Origin of the sequence: Sphaerisporangium sp. TRM90804 (genome assembly GCF_029846175.1) — a bacterium.
Lineage (GTDB): Bacteria > Actinomycetota > Actinomycetes > Streptosporangiales > Streptosporangiaceae > Sphaerisporangium.
Genome location: NZ_JARWAC010000026.1, coordinates 98,345 through 116,163, shown reverse-complemented (window position 1 = coordinate 116,163; position 17,819 = coordinate 98,345). Strand labels below are relative to the sequence as shown.

The 17,819-nt window shown below is 72.3% G+C and carries 13 protein-coding genes; 4 read left to right on the top strand and 9 right to left on the bottom strand.

Annotation, left to right across the window (positions count from 1 at the left end; genetic code table 11):
- Positions 1-140: 140 nt before the first annotated feature.
- On the top strand, positions 141-1,601 hold the full coding sequence (locus PYR91_RS29270) for an MFS transporter (RefSeq protein ID WP_279784947.1): 1,461 nt from the start codon (positions 141-143) through the stop codon (positions 1,599-1,601).
- Between the two features lie 37 nt (positions 1,602-1,638).
- Here the strand turns inward: PYR91_RS29270 and PYR91_RS29265 are convergent, their stop codons facing one another.
- Positions 1,639-3,165, bottom strand: coding sequence for a peptidoglycan DD-metalloendopeptidase family protein (locus PYR91_RS29265; protein WP_279784945.1), 1,527 nt, complete (start codon positions 3,163-3,165; stop codon positions 1,639-1,641).
- Positions 3,166-3,480: 315 nt separating this feature from the next.
- Here PYR91_RS29265 and PYR91_RS29260 point away from each other — a divergent pair, with 315 nt between their 5' ends.
- Positions 3,481-4,935 (top strand): MFS transporter, encoded by a 1,455-nt coding sequence (locus tag PYR91_RS29260; protein ID WP_279784943.1) that lies wholly within the window; start codon positions 3,481-3,483, stop codon positions 4,933-4,935.
- A 147-nt stretch (positions 4,936-5,082) separates the two neighbouring features.
- Here PYR91_RS29260 and eda read toward each other — a convergent pair whose 3' ends face one another.
- Genes eda through zwf form a run of 4 tightly spaced genes read right to left on the bottom strand, consistent with a single transcriptional unit; the run spans position 5,083 to position 10,113 of the window.
- On the bottom strand, positions 5,083-5,697 hold the full coding sequence (gene eda / locus PYR91_RS29255; protein WP_279784941.1) for a bifunctional 4-hydroxy-2-oxoglutarate aldolase/2-dehydro-3-deoxy-phosphogluconate aldolase: 615 nt from the start codon (positions 5,695-5,697) through the stop codon (positions 5,083-5,085).
- On the bottom strand, positions 5,694-6,743 hold the full coding sequence (locus tag PYR91_RS29250; RefSeq protein ID WP_279784939.1) for a glucokinase: 1,050 nt from the start codon (positions 6,741-6,743) through the stop codon (positions 5,694-5,696). Before PYR91_RS29250 ends, eda begins: the two co-directional genes overlap by 4 nt.
- Positions 6,740-8,632, bottom strand: a complete 1,893-nt coding sequence (edd, locus tag PYR91_RS29245) for a phosphogluconate dehydratase (RefSeq protein WP_279784937.1) — start codon at positions 8,630-8,632, stop codon at positions 6,740-6,742. The genes PYR91_RS29250 and edd overlap by 4 nt, the downstream gene beginning before the upstream one ends.
- Positions 8,629-10,113 carry a glucose-6-phosphate dehydrogenase gene (gene zwf, locus PYR91_RS29240; protein WP_279785116.1) on the bottom strand — a complete coding sequence of 495 codons (1,485 nt, stop codon included), beginning with the start codon at positions 10,111-10,113 and terminating at the stop codon, positions 8,629-8,631. Before zwf ends, edd begins: the two co-directional genes overlap by 4 nt.
- A 260-nt stretch (positions 10,114-10,373) precedes the next feature.
- Between zwf and PYR91_RS29235 the strand changes: the two genes are divergently transcribed.
- Positions 10,374-11,600: an ROK family transcriptional regulator gene (locus tag PYR91_RS29235; protein WP_279784936.1), complete on the top strand. Its 1,227-nt coding sequence runs from the start codon at positions 10,374-10,376 to the stop codon at positions 11,598-11,600.
- A 6-nt stretch (positions 11,601-11,606) separates the two neighbouring features.
- Here the strand turns inward: PYR91_RS29235 and PYR91_RS29230 are convergent, their stop codons facing one another.
- A complete protein-coding gene (locus PYR91_RS29230) occupies positions 11,607-12,347 on the bottom strand; it encodes a DUF2470 domain-containing protein (protein ID WP_279784934.1) in 741 nt (246 codons plus the stop codon).
- Positions 12,348-12,428: 81 nt separating this feature from the next.
- On the opposite strand from PYR91_RS29230, the gene rpsD reads away from it, so the two are divergent.
- The gene (rpsD, locus tag PYR91_RS29225) at positions 12,429-13,043 is read left to right on the top strand and encodes a 30S ribosomal protein S4 (protein WP_279784932.1); all 615 of its coding nucleotides are present in this window, start codon (positions 12,429-12,431) and stop codon (positions 13,041-13,043) included.
- 106 nt (positions 13,044-13,149) lie between these two features.
- Here the strand turns inward: rpsD and PYR91_RS29220 are convergent, their stop codons facing one another.
- The 3 genes from PYR91_RS29220 to PYR91_RS29210 all read right to left on the bottom strand — a co-directional run bounded on the left by PYR91_RS29220 (position 13,150) and on the right by PYR91_RS29210 (position 17,784).
- On the bottom strand, positions 13,150-15,909 hold the full coding sequence (locus PYR91_RS29220; protein ID WP_279784930.1) for a TIR domain-containing protein: 2,760 nt from the start codon (positions 15,907-15,909) through the stop codon (positions 13,150-13,152).
- 239 nt (positions 15,910-16,148) lie between these two features.
- Complete coding sequence (locus tag PYR91_RS29215; protein WP_279784928.1) at positions 16,149-16,955, bottom strand: ABC transporter permease; 807 nt, start codon at positions 16,953-16,955, stop codon at positions 16,149-16,151.
- A 34-nt stretch (positions 16,956-16,989) separates the two neighbouring features.
- Positions 16,990-17,784: an ABC transporter permease gene (locus PYR91_RS29210; RefSeq protein ID WP_279784926.1), complete on the bottom strand. Its 795-nt coding sequence runs from the start codon at positions 17,782-17,784 to the stop codon at positions 16,990-16,992.
- Positions 17,785-17,819: the final 35 nt, after the last annotated feature.

Below are 17,819 nucleotides of genomic sequence, written 5' to 3'. Positions count from 1 at the left end.
GGGGGCGCCCGGCTCGATCGCACTTGTCATGATCTGCCAGTTAGGAGGGGTGCCGGTCGGGAAGGGGCGTTGGCCGGGTGCCCGCTCGGTACGGCTGGGCCGGTCCGGGCGGGCTGGAGGCGAGCGCAAGGCGGGTCGCGATGGAGAACACTGTGCGGACGCTGGTGCCGGCGCGGTTGGACCGGCTGCCGTGGTCGGGGTTCCACACCAAGCTGGTGCTCGCGCTGGGTGTGGCGTGGGTGCTGGACGGCATGGAGATCACGATCGCCAGCGCGGTCGGCTCGGTGCTGCAGGAGCGGGAGACGCTCAGCCTCTCCGCCGTCCAGGTCGGCCTCACCGCCACCGTCTACCTGATCGGCCAGGTCGCCGGCGCCCTGGTGTTCGGACGGCTCTCCGACCGGTTCGGGCGGCGTCGTTTGTTCATCCTGACGCTGGCGCTGTACCTGGTGGCCAACGGCATCACGGCGTTCTCCCCGAACCTGGCGTTCCTGCTGGTGTTCCGGTTCTTCGCCGGGGCCGGAATCGGCGGCGAGTACGCGGCCATCCACTCGGCGATCGACGAGCTGATCCCCTCCCGCTACCGGGGCCGGGTCGACCTGGCGGTCAGCGGCACCTACTGGCTGGGCGCCATCATCGGCACGGCGAGCACCTATATCCTGCTCAACCCCGACATCCTGCCGGTCGACCTCGGCTGGCGCCTGGGCCTGCTGATCGGCCCCGTGCTGGGCGCGCTGGTCTGGGTGCTGCGCCGTCACCTGCCCGAGAGCCCGCGCTGGCTGCTCATGCACGGCCGGCACGAGGAGGCCGAGCGGGCCGTCGAGCAGGTCGAGGCGGCCGTCGAGGCGAGCGGCGTCCGGCTGCCGCAGGTCGACGAGAGCAAGGCCATGGAGATGCGCCCGCACGGCGCCCCGTCGTACCGCGAGATCGTGCGGGTGCTGCTCAAGGAGTACCCCAAGCGCACGATCCTCGGCGCCTCGATGATGATCAGCCAGTCGTTCCTCTACAACGCGATCTTCTTCACCTACGTCATCATCCTGAACACCTTCTACGGGGTGTCGGCCAGCGACGCCTCCAAGTTCCTGCTGGCCTTCGCGGTCGGCAACCTCGCGGGCCCCTTCATCCTCGGCCCGCTGTTCGACACGGTCGGGCGCCGGGTGATGATCTCCAGCACCTACGTGAGCTCCGGCCTCCTGCTGGCCGTCACCGGATGGCTGTTCAACGAGGGGGTCCTCACCGCCACCACCCTCGCCCTGCTGTGGTCGGTGATCTTCTTCATCGCCTCGGCGGCGGCCAGCTCCGGCTACCTGACGGTCAGCGAGCTGTTCCCGCTGGAGATCCGCGCCCTGGCCATCGCGGTGTTCTTCTCCGTCGCCCAGGGCTTCGGCGCGCTCGGCCCGCTGCTGTTCGGCGCGCTCATCGGCGACGAGGCGAACCCCGACCCCACCGGCCTGTTCTACGGCTACCTGCTCGCCGCCGCCATGATGGTCGGCGCCGGCGTCATCGCCTGGTTCTTCGCGGTGAACGCCGAGCGCCGCTCCCTGGAGGACCTGGCGCCCAGCCTGTCCATGCGCGACGCCGCCCCGTCCCCGAGCGGTTCCTGAAGACCGCTCGGGGCGGGCGGGCGTCATCCGCCTCGGGTCACAGCCATCTGCCCAGCAGCAACCGGCTCCCGACGGGGGCCAGGTTGAACGGGCCGGAGGTGTACCAGTTCGCGGGTGCGCCGGTGCCGCCGGCGAAGACCTTGTAGGTGAACGTGTCGTCGGCGTTCTGGTGGGCCATGACGGTGTCGTCCTTGCCGTCGCCGTCGACGTCCCCGGCCGCTACGCGCTCGGCGACGTTGTCGAGGTCGTTGGTGTAGGTGGCGGTGCTGAGGCTGCTGAAGGAGGCTCCGGTGGAGAACCAGCGGTACAGGATGGTCGCGGTGCCGCTGTCGTAGGCCAGGATCGGCTCGGCCGTGCCGTTGCCGTTCCAGTCGCCGACTACGAGCCGGTTGCCGACCGGGGCGAGGTTGAACGGGCCGGAGGTGTACCAGTTCGCGGGCGCGTTGGTGCCTCTGCTGAAGACCTTGAACGAGAAGGTGCCGTCGGGGTTCCGGTGGGCCATGACGGTGTCGTCCTTGCCGTCGCCGTCGACGTCCCCGGCGGCCACGCGCTCGGCGACGTTGTCGAGGTCGTTGGTGTAGGTGGCGGTGCTGAGGCTGCTGAAGGAGGCTCCGGTGGAGAACCAGCGGTACAGGATGGTCGCGGTGCCGCTGTCGTAGGCCAGGATCGGCTCGGCCCTGCCGTTGCCGTCGAAGTCGCCCACGATGAGCCGGTTGCCGACCGGGGTGAGGTCGAACGGGCCGGAGGTGTACCAGTTGACCGGCGCGATGGTGCCGTGCAGCAGGACCTTGAAGGAGAAGGTGCCGTCGGCGTTCTGGTGGGCCATGACGGTGTCGTCCCTGCCGTCGCCGTTGACGTCGCCGGCGGCGACGCGGCCACCGACGTTGTCCAGGTCGAAGGACTCGTGGGTCGCGGTGGAGAGGTTGCGGAAGGCCGTCCCGGTGGAACCCCAGCGGTACATCACGGTCGTGGTGCCGGCGTCGTAGGCCAGGAGCGGGCTCGCCGATCCCTGCCGGCCGTCGCAGTTCTTGCTGACCAGGGTCACCGGGCCGGACTGGGGCTCCCCCTCCGGGGATCCGTCGGTGGTGATGCCGGAGGGCTTCCCGTCGAACCACGACTCCACCTTCGAGCCGTCCCGCAGCTGCTCGAAGTGCAGGTGGTCGCCGGAGGAGTCACCCGTGGTGCCGACCCTGCCGATCTGCTGCCCGATGGACACGCTCTCGCCGAGCGAGACCGACGCCGGCTCGATCATGTGCAGGTAGCGCGTCTGCCAGCCGTCGCCGTGGTCGATGCGCAGGTAGTTGCCGCCGCCGTCCTCCTCGTAGCCACGGGAGACGACGGTGCCGCCGTAGGCCGCCACGATCGCCCGCCCGCGGCTGCCGCCGGAGGTGGCGGTCATGTCGATGTCGTAGTCGTCGTGCCCGGGGTACGTCTGCAGCAGCCATGATTCGCCGCACGGGAAGGGGAGCTGGAACAGCGGGCGGGGGCCTGCGGCGGCCTGCGGGTCGTCGGCGTGGGCCGTGACCGGTGAGATCCACGCCGTCACGGCGATCGTGCCCAGCATGGCCATGACGGAACACGCGCGGTACAGGAGAGATCGGGATGACCGGTGCCTTTTCGGGGAGGGCATTCGATTCCTTTCGACGCGGCCGCATCGGCGGCGGGGGAGGAGTGGGAGGGAATCCGGCCTCCCGCGCGCTCACTGTCGCCCTCCCGGGTTTCACCGCGGTATCACCGGATCCCGGTGACCGACCGCCGCTCTCCCCGTCGCGATCGGCAGGCGCGTCACCGGAGGCCGGTGCGGCACGGCCGCGCCGCACCGCGCGCCCCCGGCGTGATCCGGACGGCTCGACCGTCATGATCGCTACGCTGGGTGACCATGGGGGGCGTCGTCCGGAGTCTGATCCCGGCGCGGCTGGATCGGCTGCCGTGGTCGGGGTTCCACACGAAGCTGGTGGTCGCGCTGGGTGTGGCGTGGGTGCTGGACGGCATGGAGATCACGATCGCCAGCGCGGTCGGGTCGGTGCTGCGGGAGCGCGAGACGCTCGGGCTGACGACCGTCGAGGTGGGGCTGACGGCCAGCGTCTACCTCGCCGGCGAGGTGGCGGGGGCGCTGGTGTTCGGGCGGCTCTCCGACCGGTTCGGGCGGCGTCGTTTGTTCATCCTGACGCTGGCGCTGTACCTGGTGGCCAACGGCATCACGGCGTTCTCGCCGAACCTGGCGTTCCTGCTGGTGTTCCGGTTCTTCGCCGGGGCCGGAATCGGCGGGGAGTACGCGGCCGTCCACTCGGCGATCGACGAGCTGATCCCCTCCCGCTACCGGGGCCGGGTCGACCTGGCGGTCAGCGGCACCTACTGGCTGGGCGCCATCATCGGCACGGCGAGCACGTACGTCCTGCTCGACCCCGACCTGCTTCCGGTCGACCTGGGCTGGCGCGTGGGCCTGCTGATCGGGCCGTTGATCGGCCTGCTCATCTGGCGCCTGCGCCGCCATCTGCCCGAGAGCCCCCGCTGGCTGGTCACGCACGGCCGTCAGGAGCCGGCCGAACGGGCGACGGCCGAGATCGAGGCGTCGGTCGCCCGGAGCGGCCGCGCGCTGCCGCGCGTGGAGGAGTGCAAAGCCATCGAGCTGCGCCCGCACGGCGCGCCGACCTACCGGGAGCTGGCGCGGGTCGTCCTGCGGGAGTACCCGTCGCGGACCTTCCTCGGCGTCACGCTCATGATCAGCCAGTCGTTCCTCTACAACTCCATCTTCTTCACCTACGTGCTGGTGCTGAACGTCTTCTACGGCGTGTCCCCGCAGGACGCGTCGAAGTACCTGCTGGTCTTCGCCGTCGGCAACCTGGCCGGCCCGTTCCTGCTCGGGCCGCTGTTCGACACCCTCGGCCGCCGCGTGATGATCTCCGGGACGTACTTCGCCGCCGGGGCGCTCCTGGCCGTCACCGCCTGGCTGTTCCGCGGCGGGGCGCTCACCGCCACCACCCAGACGATGCTGTGGATGCTCGTCTTCTTCTTCGCCTCGGCGGCGGCCAGCTCCGGCTACCTGACGGTCAGCGAGCTGTTCCCGCTGGAGATCAGGGCGCTGGCCATCGCGCTGTTCTTCTCGGTCGCCCAGGGGTTCGGCGCGCTCGGGCCGGTGGTGTTCGGCGCGCTGATCGGCGACCGGAGCAGTCCCGACCCGGCCGGGCTGTTCTACGGCTACCTGTTCGCCGCGGGGCTGATGGCGTTCGCCGGCGCGGTCGCGCTGAGGTTCGCGGTGGACGCCGAGCGCCGTTCCCTGGAGGATCTCGCCCCGTCGCTGTCGATGGCGGCCTCCCGGCGCACGTCCGGCTGAGCCGTCCGCGGCGGAGGCGGGCTCGCGGGCGCCTGGTGAGACGCCCGCGAGCCCCGTGGTCCCATGAACGTCGCATCGGGTCGCGGCGACCTCCATGGCGATCGCCCGCGGTCCGAGGGAGGAGGGGCGCGGGCGAAACGCGTCGGGCTAGTGCCGGAGTGCGGCCGCCTCGGAGGCCAGCTTCTCGATGCGGCCGAAGTCCCCGGAGGCGATCGCGTCGGCCGGGGTGAGCCAGGTGCCGCCGACGCAGCCGACGTTCGACAGCGCCAGGAACTCGTGCGCCGTCTCCGGCCGGATGCCGCCGGTCGGACAGAACCGCACCTCGGGGATCGGCCCGGCCAGGGCCTTGAGGTAGGCGATCCCGCCGGCCGGGACGGCCGGGAAGAACTTCAGCTCGTTCAGGCCGCGCTCGGCCAGCACCATGACCTCCGACGCGGTGGCCGCGCCCGGCAGGAAGGGCAGCCCGCTGCCCTCCATCGCGTTCACCAGGTTGGGCGTGCAGCCCGGGCTGACCAGGAACTGGGAGCCCGCCCGGGTGGCGGCCTCGACGTCGGCGGGGGTGCGCACCGTGCCGGCGCCGACCACCGCGTCCGGCACCTCGGCGGCGATCCGGCGCACGGCGTCCAGGGCGCACGGCGTGCGCAGGGTCACCTCGATGACCGGCAGGCCCCCCGCCACCAGGGCGCGGGCCAGCGGGACCGCCGTGCCGACGTCCTCGATCACGACGACCGGGACGACGGGGGCGAGGTCGAGGATGGTCACTTCGCGGTACTCCTTGCCTGCGGGGACGGCGACGGGGACCGCGGTGCCCCCGGCGCCGTGAGGGTGGACTCGCGGTCGGCGACGCGCTGGGCGAGCCAGGCGGCGGCGCCGGTCAGCGCCGGCTGCTCGGCGACGATCGCCGTGGTGGCGATCCCGGTCAGGTAGCCCGACAGCACGAGGTTGGCCTCGAACCGGCGCCGGAAGTCGCTGTCGTTGATCCGTCGGACGATCCGCGGCACGATCCCACCCCCGAGGTACACTCCGCCGTGCGCTCCCAGCGTAAGAGCGACATTAGCGGCGAAGCTCCCCAATAGGCCACAGAACACGTCGACCGTCCGCGCGCACAGCGTGTCGTCCACCCGGGCGACGATCTCCGGCGCGGCGAGCGGTTCGACGCGGACGCCGTCCACCAGCCCCAGCCCGTGGCGCAGCCGCACCAGGCCCGGCCCCGACAGCAGGTGCTCGGCGTCCACGAACGACATGCCGTCCGCGCGCAGCGCCCGGATGACCTCGATCTCCAGGTCGGTGACGGCGGGTGCCGAGACGTGCCCGCCCTCGCCGGGCACCGGCACCCACCCCGACCGCGCCGGGACCAGCCCGGCGACGCCCAGGCCGGTGCCCGGGCCGAGCACCGCCTTCACCATGTCCGGCGCCGGATCGGGGCCGCCGAGCGAGGCGAGGTCGGCGCCCTCCAGGTGCGGCAGGGCGAGGGCCAGCGCCTCGAAGTCGTTGAGCAGCTCCACATGGGGGATGCCCAGCGCGGTCGCCGAGCCCGACCACCCGGTGTTGGTGAGCCGGTAGAGGTCGGCGTTGACCGGCCCGGCGACCGCCAGGCAGGCCGCGACCGGGCGCGCCCCGCCCGCGTGCCCGGCCAGGTAGGCGTCCACGGCGTCCGGCAGCCCGACGTGCCCGGCGCCGGGCAGCACGGCGACGGCCGCGGGACGCGCGCCGGGCTCGACGACCAGGCCGAAGCGGGCGTTGGTGCCGCCGATGTCGGCGACGAGCCAGGGACCCTCCGGGGAGGGTGGTGGGACCGGTGAGGTCACGTGCGGCTCTCCGCGGCGCCGGCGAGCGGGGACGGCGCGCTCTCGACGCCCTCCGCGCCGCTGATGGCGAAGATCCCGGCGCCGCGCTCGGCTGGCCCCGCGGCGCGGCGGAAGGCGGCGAACAGCTCACGGCCGGTGCCGACCCACTCGCCGTCGCCGAGCGGCCGGCCGCCGGGGGTGCGCCGGGCCAGCTCGGCCTCGGGCACCAGCAGGTGCAGCGTGCCCGCCTTGGAGTCGAGCCGGATCGGGTCGCCGTCGCGCACCAGCGCGATCGGGCCGCCGTCGGCCGCCTCCGGCGACAGGTGGATGGCTGCGGGCACCTTGCCCGAGGCGCCGGACATGCGGCCGTCGGTGACCAGCGCGACGCTCCGGCCGCGGTCGAGCAGGACGGCCAGCGGAGGCGTGAGCTTGTGCAGCTCGGGCATGCCGTTGGCGCTGGGCCCCTGGTAGCGGATGACCGCGACGAAGTCCTGGTCGTCCAGGTCGCCGGCCTCGAACGCGGCCAGCAGCTCGGCCTGGTCGTCGAAGACCTTCGCCGGAGCCTCGATCACGAGGTGCTCGGGCTTGACCGCGGAGACCTTGCTGACCGCGCGGCCGAGGTTGCCGCTGAGCATGTGGATGCCGCTGTCGGCCGAGAACGGGTCGGCGACCGGGCGCAGCACGTCCCAGTCGGCGCTGGTGGCCGGGCGCTCCTCCCAGACGACCTGGCCCTCCTTGAGCGACGGCCCGCCGCGGTAGTGGCCCAGGCCGCGGCCGGCGACGGTCAGCACGTCCTCGTGCAGCATCCCGGCGTCCAGCAGGTCGCCCATCAGCACCTGCATGCCTCCGGCCGCCTCGAAGTGGTTCACGTCCGCCTGCCCGTTGGGGTACATGCGGGTGAGCAGCGGCACGGCCGTGGACAGCGCGGCGAGGTCGTCCCACAGCAGCTCGACGCCGGCCGCGGCCGCGATGGCGACCAGGTGCATGGTGTGGTTGGTGGACCCGCCGGTGGCCAGCAGCGCGACGGCCGCGTTGACCAGCGCCTTCTCGTCCACCACCTCGGCGACCGGGGTGTACTCCTCGCCGTGCGCGGTGATCTCCACGATGCGGCGGGCGGCCGCGCGGGTCAGGCCCTCGCGCAGCTCGGTGCCGGGGTTGACGAACGTCGCGCCCGGCAGGTGCAGGCCCATGACCTCCATGAGCACCTGGTTGGAGTTGGCGGTGCCGTAGAAGGTGCAGGTGCCGGGGGAGTGGTAGGAGGCGGCCTCCGCGTCCAGCATCTCGCCCCGGCCGATCCTGCCCTCGGCGAAGAGCTGGCGGGTGCGGGCCTTGACCTTGTTGGGCAGCCCGGACGGCATCGGCCCGGCGGGCACGAAGATCGCGGGAAGGTGCCCGAAGTGCAGCGCGCCGATCAGCAGCCCCGGCACGATCTTGTCGCAGACGCCCAGCAGCAGCGACCCGTCGAACATGTCGTGCGACAGGGCGATCGCGGTCGCCATCGCGATGACCTCGCGGCTGTAGAGCGACAGCTCCATGCCGGGACGGCCCTGGGTGACGCCGTCGCACATCGCGGGCACGCCGCCGGCGAACTGCGCGACCCCGCCCGCCTCGCGCACGGCCTTCTTCAGCACGGCCGGGTAGGTCTCGTACGGCTGGTGGGCCGAGAGCATGTCGTTGTAGGCCGAGACGATGGCCACGCCCGGGCGCTCGTTGCCGCGCAGGGCGAGCTTGTCGCCGGGGGAGCAGGCGGCGAAGCCGTGGGCGAGGTTGGCGCAGCCGAGGCTCGCCCGCGCCGGCCCGCGTTCCCTGGCCTCACGCGCCGCGGCGCCGACCCGCCGCAGGTAGGCCGCGCGGCTGCGCCGGCTGCGTTCGGTGAGACGTTCGGTGACCTCGTGGACGACGCGGTTCACGCGTTGTCCTCCTCGTGCCAGGCGCGGCCGCTGCGGGCGAGGAGCTCGTGAGCGGCGCTCGGCCCGGTGGTCCCGGCCATGTAGTGCTCGGGCAGGGCCTCGCTCGCCTCCCAGGCGGCGATGATCGGGTCGATCCACCGCCAGGCGGCCTCGACCTCGTCACGCCGCATGAACAGCGTGGGGTTGCCCGACAGCACGTCCATCAGCAGCCGCTCGTACGCCTCGGGGACGCGGGCGCGGAAGGTGTCGGCGAAGCTCAGCTTGAGCGGCACCGGGCGCAGCACGATCTCGCCGGCTCCCGGCTCCTTGGCCATGATGTGCAGGTCGATGCCCTCGCTCGGCTGCAGCCGCAGCACCAGGCGGTTGGGGCCGCCGCCGGGGAAGATCGAGTGCGGCACGTCCTTGAACTGCACGACGATCTCCGAGCGGCGGTCGGGCAGCCGCTTGCCGGTGCGCAGGTAGAACGGCACGCCGGCCCAGCGCCAGTTCTTGATCTCGGCGCGGATCGCGGTGAACGTCTCCACCCGGCGCGAGGCCTCGGTGGGCGGCGTCTTGTCGGGCTCGTCGAGGTAGCCGGGCACCGGCTCGTCGTCGACCTCGCCCGCCACGTACTGGCCGCGCACGGTGAACCGGCTCGCCTCGCCGCCGGTGATGGGGCGCAGCGACTGCAGGACCTTGACCTTCTCGTCGCGGATCGACTCGCGGTCGTTGCGCGCGGGCGGCTCCATCGCGACCATGCACAGGAGCTGGAGCAGGTGGTTCTGCACCATGTCGCGCAGCGCGCCCGCGTGGTCGTAGTAACCGCGACGGCCGGGCGTGCCGACCGACTCGGCCGCGGTGATCTGGACGTGGTCGATCCACAACGAGTTCCAGATCGGCTCCAGGAACGCGTTGGCGAAGCGCAGGACCAGCAGGTTCTGGACGGTCTCCTTGCCCAGGTAGTGGTCGATGCGGAAGACGCGGTGCTCGTCGAAGATGGCGCCGACCTCGGCGTTGATCTGCTGGGCGCCGGCCAGGTCGCGTCCGAGCGGCTTCTCCAGCACCACACGCGAGCGGGGCGTCACCAGGCCCGCGGTGTCCAGCGCGCGGCAGAACGGTCCGAACGTCATCGGGGGGCTGGCCAGGTAGAACACCCGGTCGATCTCGTCGCGCCCGGCGAGCAGGCGGCGCATCGAGCCCCAGCCGTCGTGGCCGGGGTCGCCGACGTCGACGGCGACGTGGTGCAGCCGCTCCAGGAACCGCTCCCAGCCGTCGGCGTCGTCGGGGTAGAGCCCCGGCCGCACCCCCGCCCGCACCTTGTCGCGGAAGTCGTCGTCGCTGAGCGCGCCGCGCGACAGGGCGATGACGCGGGTCTGCGGGGCCAGCCGCCCGTCGCGGTCCGCGTGGAACAGCGCGGGGAGCAGCTTGCGCATGGACAGGTCGCCGGTGCCGCCGAACACGACGAGGTCGGCCAGGTGCGCGCCGTCGCCCCCCGCCTCGATCGCCGGCGCGGCGGACCGCTCCGAGGTGGCCTCGGGCTCCGCCCGGGCGTCGAGCGCGCGGGCGTCGTCGGGCGCGGACGGGGAGGGCGGGGCGAGCGTGGTGGCTGGCTCAGGCACGGGGGAGACTCCGTTTTTCACCAAGTAGGGGACAGATCGGACACTAGCCGGATCTTATGGTGGCGCACAACCACAGTTTTGGCATTAGGGGTGAGCAACTTAGGAATTTTGGTTTACAAAAGAGGGTGTGGTTGACTGTGCCGATGGTTCGACGATCAGCGTCCACGGTCGCCGGCAGCGGGGAGGTCCTGCGCCTCATCCGCACCGGTGAGGCCCTCACGCGCGCCGACATCGGCAGGATGACCGGGCTGTCGCGGCCGGCCGTGGCGCTGCGGGTCACCGAGCTGCTCTCCGCCGGCCTGATCGCCGAGGACACCGACGGGCCTTCCACGGGCGGCAGGCCCCCCGCCCGCCTGAGCTTCAACGCCGCGGGCGGCGTCGTGCTGGCCGCCTCGCTCGGCGCCAGCCGCACCCAGATCGCCGTGTGCGACCTCGCCGGGGCCGAGCTGGCGCGCACCGACCTGGAGATCGACGTCGAGCGCGGCCCCGACGTGGTGCTGCCGCTGCTGATGGACGTCTGGGCCGACCTGCTCGCCGGACGCCCGCTGTCGGCCGTCCGCGGGGTCGGCATGGGCGTCCCCGCGACCGTCGAGTTCGCCGCCGGGCGCACCGAGAGCGCCCGCGTGATGGCGAGCTGGACCGGCGTGGTCATCCCGCCGCTGATCTCCGAGCGCTACCCGGTGCCCGTCTTCGTGGACAACGACGTCAACGTCATCGCCATGGGGGAGTACCGCGCGTCGTACGCCCGCAGCGTCGACGACCTGCTGTTCGTCAAGGTGTCCACCCGCATCGGCGCCGGCGTGATCGCCGGAGGCGAGATCCTGCGCGGCGCGCTCGGCGCGGCCGGGGAGATCGGGCACATCCCGGTCCGCGACGGCGGCGGCGTGCTGTGCCGGTGCGGCAACGTCGACTGCGTCGACTCGGTGGCCAGCGGCACCGCGATCCTGCGCGACCTGCGGGCGCGCGGGCGCGAGGTCTTCACGCTGGCCGACGTCACGCGGCTGGTGCGCGCCGGCGACGCCGAGACGATGACCGTCGTGCGCCGCGCGGGCCGCCTGCTGGGCGAGGTGGTGGCGAGCGCGGTCAACCTGCTCAACCCCGCGGTGGTGGTGCTCGGCGGCGACGTGGCGGAGGCGTTCCAGCCGCTGGTGTCGGCGGTGCGCGAGGTGGTCTACCGGCGCTCGACGGCGCTGTCCACGCGCAGCCTGCGCATCGAGCGCAGCCGGCTCGGCCCGGGGGCCGGGATCACCGGCTGCGCGCTCATGGTCATCGACCACGTCCTGGCCCCCGAGGCCTTCGACACCGCCGCCGACGCCGTCCTGCCGGCGGGCGCCGGAATGGCGTCCCCTTCGCAGCGCGCGACGGCCTGAGCCGGGTCAGGCGCCCGGCGCGCTCCCGTGCGGGCACAGCAGGCAGGCCAGGGCCCGCTCCAGCTCGGCCGGGCCGTCGACCGGCGACGGCCACGGCAGGCGGATGAGCGTGGGGTCCTCGATCCCCGAGCGGACGGTCGCCCCGTAGCGGTCGAGCTCCCACAGCCAGACGTCGGGCACCGGGTGGCCGAGCAGGACGCGCATGGCGTGCTGGAGCTGGTCGCGGTGGGACTCGTTGACGTGGCCCAGCATGCGCTCGGCGGCGTCCAGCAGCGGGTCGGGCCCGGCGCCGAGGTAGTCCTCGGCGTCCAGCATGCCCGACTCCTGGCCGGTCAGGTAGATCACGTAGCCCACGTCCACCCGGAACAGGCGCGAACCGGCCGGGCCGCCCTCCACGGCGGCGAAGAGCGCCTCGTCCGGGCACCGGCCGGCCACCGCCACGGCCGCCTCGCGCACCAGCTCACGCGGCACGGCCTGCGCCCACCCGTGCACCTTCAGCAGGCCGCGCGCCTGGTCGGCGCCGCCGAGGGTGCGGCAGGCGGCGAGGTCGACGGTGACCACCACGTCGTCGGCGTCCGGCACGCCGTGCAGGGGGTCGCCCGGCTTGACCAGCAGCAGCGGGCGCCCGGCGTCGTCCACCCCGCCCCTGGCCGCGTGGGCCGAGCCGTCAAGGGAGACATGGGTGGGGACCGCCGTGGCGGCGAGGCTGCGGACTCGTTCGGTGATCGGTGGGACGGTCACGTGCATGGCCGGGGCTCCTCGTCGTCGCATCGTCAATATAGGTTAGGCTTACCTAACTAAGGTAAAGCTAACCACGTGGAGAACGCCATGCGCTACACCGGACCGAAGGTGCGACTTTCCAGGAGGGCGGGTGTGCCGCTCACCCGCAAGGCCGTCCGCTACTTCGAGAACCGGCCCTACCCGCCCGGCGAGCACGGCCGCAAGACCAACCGCCGCGCCGCCGGCGACTACAGCCTGCGGCGGATGGAGAAGCAGAAGCTGCGCTGGTACTACGACGTCTCGGAGCGGCAGATGAGGCGGTACTGGGACCTGGCGGTGCGCCGGCCCGGACGCTCGGGCGCCGAGCTGGTCAGCCTGCTGGAGAGCCGCCTGGCCTCGCTCGTGCTGCGGGCCGGGCTGGCCCCGTCCATCTACGCCGCCCGCCAGTACGTCAACCACGGGCACATCACCGTCGACGGCCGCAAGGTGGACATTCCCAGCTACCTCGTCAAGCCGGGGCAGACCGTCGCCGTGCGCCCCAGGTCGCGCCAGGCGCAGCCGTTCGTGGCGGCGGCCGAGGGCACCTACGCCGACGAGATCACCGCGCCCTATCTCGACGTGAACCTCGACGAGCTGCGGTTCACGCTGGTCTCCCGGCCCGAGCGCGCGCAGGTCGCGATCCCCGTCGACGAGCAGCTCGTCGTCGAGCACTACTCACGCTGACCGTCCTCGGCGGCGCGCCGGCCGGCGGGCGCCGGGCCTCGACCGGGTCGCCCGTCCGGCGCGCACGGTCGTCGCCCGCCGTCACGGACCGCCCTGTGACGGCGGGTCACCGGGCGCAGGACAGGTTCTCGGGGGGCGGGGTGCCCACGTAGCGGCGCCATTCGGCGGCGGTGAGATCCCGTCCGACGGAGGCGCAGGCGGCTGAGATCCAGGCGGACGGGGTCAGGGCCCAGCGGACGAGCAACCCGTTCTCGCCGCCGGCGTCCGCGGCGGTGACGAGGTGTGTTCCGTCGTCGGTGAGCCTCATCGAGGTCTTGGCCTGGACCCATTCGCCGGGCAGTCGCAGGGTGCCCACGTCGGTTCTCGTGGTCAGGTCGGTGATCACGATCACGCCGTCGGAAGTACGCTGGACGAGCGAAGCGGCGCCGACGGCCGGGATGCTTCGCGGGGACAACTCGTCGGGGCTGAAGCTCGCGTCGCGAGTGATCCTGCGCTCCAGTCGGGTGCCCGACCGGTCCCAGAACTCGAGGTCGCCGTCGCGACGCTGGACGACGACGTGCCCGGCTCCCACGGAGATGTTCTGCGCGCGCCCGGACCCCACGATGCGGCTCTTTCCCGAGGTGAGGTCGTAGAGAACGGCGTGTGACGCGAACTCGACGAGGCCTTCGGCCACGACGATCCCCCGCTGGAAGTCGACGACCGGCAGGAGCACCGCATCCAGCCCTTCCGGGGGTTCGATCCGGCGGCGAAGCGACCCGGTCGAGGCCGCGCGGACCTCCAGCGCCCCGGCCGTGTCGAGGATCAGCAGATCCCGCCCGTCCCTGGACACGGCGATCGGCTCGAGCGGCAGCTCCCCGGTGGTGTGCCGCATGGCCCGGCTGGAGTCGCGCATGCTGAGCGTTTCGAGGCGGTTCTCGGTGTTGGCCAGGAAGAGCCCGGAGCCGTCGGCGCTCCACCCGAGAATCCGCCGGGCCGCCTCGAAGACGTCGCCGGTCCGCCGGCCCCAGTCGTACACGGAGAAGAGGCCCGCCGACCCGTCGGTCTGCACGGCCACGCGCTTGCCGTCGGCGCTCACCTCGGTGTGCGGCGCACCGCATCCGCTGCACGCCCCCGTCAGGCGCACCTCCGCCTGTTGCGCGATGCGTCCCGCGTGATCCAGGTCCCACAGCGCGACGGACTGCCCGGACGCCGACACGAGATGGTCACGGTCGCCGAGGAAACGCAGTCCTCCGTCGATCACCACACCGCTGCCGGGAAGGGTGGTCTGCTCGACACCGGCCTCGACGGAGGACACGTAGATCGCGCTCCCGTCGGCCACCGCCGCGTGGACGCCGTCGTCGCTGACGGCGATCGCCTGGGGTGAGGTGCCGTGGGAGAGCGCCTCCTGCGGCGCGGAGTCGTCCGCGATCGACAACGCGACGCTGGTGGGGTAGATCGGCAGGGGCCCGCCGAAGGTGCGGGTGAAGGTGAGGTAGGCGCCGTTGTTCGCGAGCGTGGGGGCATAACCGTGCACGCCCATGGGTGAGTGGAGCGAGCTGAGACCGCGCCGCAGGTCCGCGCCGGTGTAGTGCTCCCACTGCCCGCTCACGCTGCTCACCACGATCTTCGTCTCGTCGGGCATCGCCACCGAGAGGGCCGTGACGAGGGTGCGTGTGGCGCGTAGCGCGCCCGTCGCGAGCTCGACCCTCGTCAGCCTGTCTCCGGCGGCCACGACCAGGAACCGCCCGGACGGCGACAGGGCGAGGCCCCCGATGGCCCCGCCCCACGTCTTCGGGAGACGTCCGGGAGGCTCGGTCAGCACCGAGGTGCCGTCGGTGGCGGCCACGACCCGGCCCGTGCGGTCGGCGGTGACGCTCCTGACCGCCTTCGCCAGCTCGAAGGACGCCGTCCTGGCCCCGTCCGCCGCCCGCCAGCGCAGCACCCGCCCGTCGTGCGTCCCCGCGACGACGGTCCGCCCGTCCATGGAACCGCCGACGGCCGAGACGCGACCACCGGCCTGCAGGTGCCGCACGAGCGCCGGGCTCGCCGTCACCGCGCCGAACAGCGCCGACCGCGTCTGCGCGTCCGGCCACATGCGATACGCCTCCACGGCCACGAGCTGCGCGACGTCCACCTGCCTGGGCAGCAGGGCCTCGGCCTCGGCGCCGGCCCGCCCGGCCGTGGCGATCGTGGCCTGCCGGATCGCCTCGTCGCGCTGCGCGAAGGCCACCACGGCGGCGATCGACGCGATGAGCGCCAGCGTGGCGAGCAGGGCGACCACCTGCCGGATCACCCGCTTGGTCTGTCGCCGGCGCCGGACGTGCTCCCCGACCAGCGAATCCTTCGGCACCCCGTGCACGGGAGCGGCGAACTCCGCCACGATGTCGCCCAACCGGGGACGCTCGGGCGTCGTCCCCGGATCCTCCGGCGGCCGCAGTGCGCGCAGATCGATCCAGAGCGGTTCGTGGGCGAAGACCCCTGACAAGGATGGAGGGATCGCATCGGTGCGGCGCCAGTCGAAGTCGTCTCCCGCCCACGTGATCGTCCCCTCGGTGAGGGCGATCAGCATGCGCTCCGGGGACCGGTTGGCCACCCACCAGTCCACCTCCTTCCGCACCCACGGGGACTGCGCGGAAGCCGTGGACGCCATGAGCACGAACCAGCCGGACACGCCGAGGGCCTGCTCGATCATGGGCCATAAGAAGGGGCTGGCCGAAAGGCTCGTCTTGTCGCGGAAGACGCGCAGCACCCTCGGTCGGTACCAGGGACAGGCGAAACGTTGCAGCTCCGACTGCAACGCCTCCGCCAGCCCGGTGTCCCGGCGATGGCTGTAGGAGATGAATACGTCGTAGGCGTCTGACTGTGAGGAACCCGCACCACGTCTCATCGCCGGTCCGATCGCCTGAAAGTCGGTGGCCGACATTCTAGAAGGAGCGGGTGAGCGGATTCCAGTGGAACGATTCCACCCGCGGAGATCCTTGTTTTCCCGTGTCGGGAATTCGCCGGCGATATAGGGCGATGAATTCGAGGACTTCGCCCGCCGTCTTTCTTTCGACTAACGCGAGTGGATTTGTGGTCCGTTGTTCGGTCCGGGGGTGATTGTCCTTTCCCGGTATCGTGCCGGGCCTAGGTGCGCAGGGTGCGTTCGAGGCGGCGTACGGCGACGGCGAGGGTCACCGCGCCGAAGACCGCGAGGTAGACCACGGCGGTGGCCAGGTGGGCGCCGCCCGTGCCCAGGAAGGAGGCCCGCACGATCTCGATGCCGTGGTAGAGCGGCAGAGCCCGCACCAGCACCTGGACGAAGGGCGGGTACACCTCCAGCGGGAAGAACGTCGTGGCGAACAGGAACATCGGCAGCATCACGAGCTGGATGAGCTGGAAGTCCTGCCAGTCGCGCAGGAACGTGACCGTGAGCAGCCCGGCCGACGCGAAGGCGAAGCCGATGAGCAGCGCGCTGGGGACGACGAGCAGCGCGGCCGGCAGGCGCGCCAGGCCCAGCGCGCTCACCACGACCAGGAACGCGGTGGTGACGAGGGTGCCGCGGATGAGCGCCCAGCACACCTCGCCCAGGGCCACCGAGCGGACCGACATGGGCGTGGTGAGGATCGACTCGTACGTCTTGTCGGTGGTGAGCTTGCCGTACATGTTGAACGTGGTCTCGTTCATGGCGCCGTTCATCGCGGCGGTGGCGAGCAGGGCCGGCGCCACGAACTGCGGGTAGGTGATCGCGGTGTCGCGCAGCCAGGGCACCTCGCCGACGAGCGTGCCGATGCCGACGCCGAACGCCAGCAGGTAGAGCAACGGCTCCAGGATCTCGGCGAGCAGCACCGGCCAGGTGTGGCGGTAGATCATCAGGTTGCGCTCGACCATCGTCCAGGCATGGCCGGGGCGCCTCGGGATCTCGGCGGGCGCGCCCGCGATCGTCGCCGTCACGAAGGCTCCTCTTGTCTCGGCTTCTCTCGGCGGCTCAGACGTGCAGCCGGCGACGGTAGTTGCGGCGGGCCAGCAGCAGGCCGGCGACGGCCATCGCGACCAGGTAGCCGAGGTGGGCCAGCGTGCCGAGCGGCGTGGCCGTGCCCAGCGCGACCGTGCGGCCGAGGTCGACGCCGTGCCACAGCGGCGTCGCCCACGCCACCGGCCAGAGCCAGGACGGCAGCTGCTCGATCGGGAAGAACGTGCCGGAGAACATGTACAGCGGCAGGATGGCGAACCGGAACATCGAGTTGATCTGGGACGGCCGGGTCATGGTCACCGACCAGGCCGCGGCCGGGGTGGCGAACGCGACCGCGACCAGCACCGCGACCGGTACGAGCAGCGGGATCCTGGAGGCTTCCACCGCGCCGAAGAGCATGCTCACGAGCGTGAACAGCGTGGCGTTCATGACCGCCCGGAGGGTCCAGTACATGAGGTGCCCGTGCAGGATGTCGGCCGGCGACAGCGGCGTCGAGGCGGCGGCGCGGTAGTTGCCGCGCGCGAGCACGCCCTGCATGACCGGGCCGGCCGCCTCCAGGAACGTGGTCTGCATGACGGCGGCGACCAGCAGGCCCGGCAGGAGGAACTCCAGGTAGGAGTCGCCCCGCAGGTAGGCGCCGCCGTCGCGGTCGACCAGGGTGCCCAGCCCCAGGCCGAGGGCGGCCAGGAAGAGCAGCGGGTTCACCACGCTGATCACGATCGACCCGCGCCAGGTGCGGCGGTATCGGAACAGCCAGTAGCCGAGCTCGCGGAACGCGGGCGCCGAGAACGCCCTGACCAGCGTGTCCATGTCTCCTCGTCATCGAAGTCGCGCCGGGGGTGAGG

Coding starts and splice junctions, on each gene's coding strand:
- rpsD (WP_279784932.1), top strand. CDS start 12,429: ATGCGCTACACCGGACCGAAGGTGCGACTTTCCAGGAGGGCGGGTGTG.
- PYR91_RS29220 (WP_279784930.1), bottom strand. CDS start 15,909: ATGAGACGTGGTGCGGGTTCCTCACAGTCAGACGCCTACGACGTATTC.
- PYR91_RS29260 (WP_279784943.1), top strand. CDS start 3,481: ATGGGGGGCGTCGTCCGGAGTCTGATCCCGGCGCGGCTGGATCGGCTG.
- PYR91_RS29210 (WP_279784926.1), bottom strand. CDS start 17,784: ATGGACACGCTGGTCAGGGCGTTCTCGGCGCCCGCGTTCCGCGAGCTC.
- PYR91_RS29270 (WP_279784947.1), top strand. CDS start 141: ATGGAGAACACTGTGCGGACGCTGGTGCCGGCGCGGTTGGACCGGCTG.
- PYR91_RS29230 (WP_279784934.1), bottom strand. CDS start 12,347: ATGCACGTGACCGTCCCACCGATCACCGAACGAGTCCGCAGCCTCGCC.
- PYR91_RS29235 (WP_279784936.1), top strand. CDS start 10,374: ATGGTTCGACGATCAGCGTCCACGGTCGCCGGCAGCGGGGAGGTCCTG.
- PYR91_RS29265 (WP_279784945.1), bottom strand. CDS start 3,165: ATGCTGGGCACGATCGCCGTGACGGCGTGGATCTCACCGGTCACGGCC.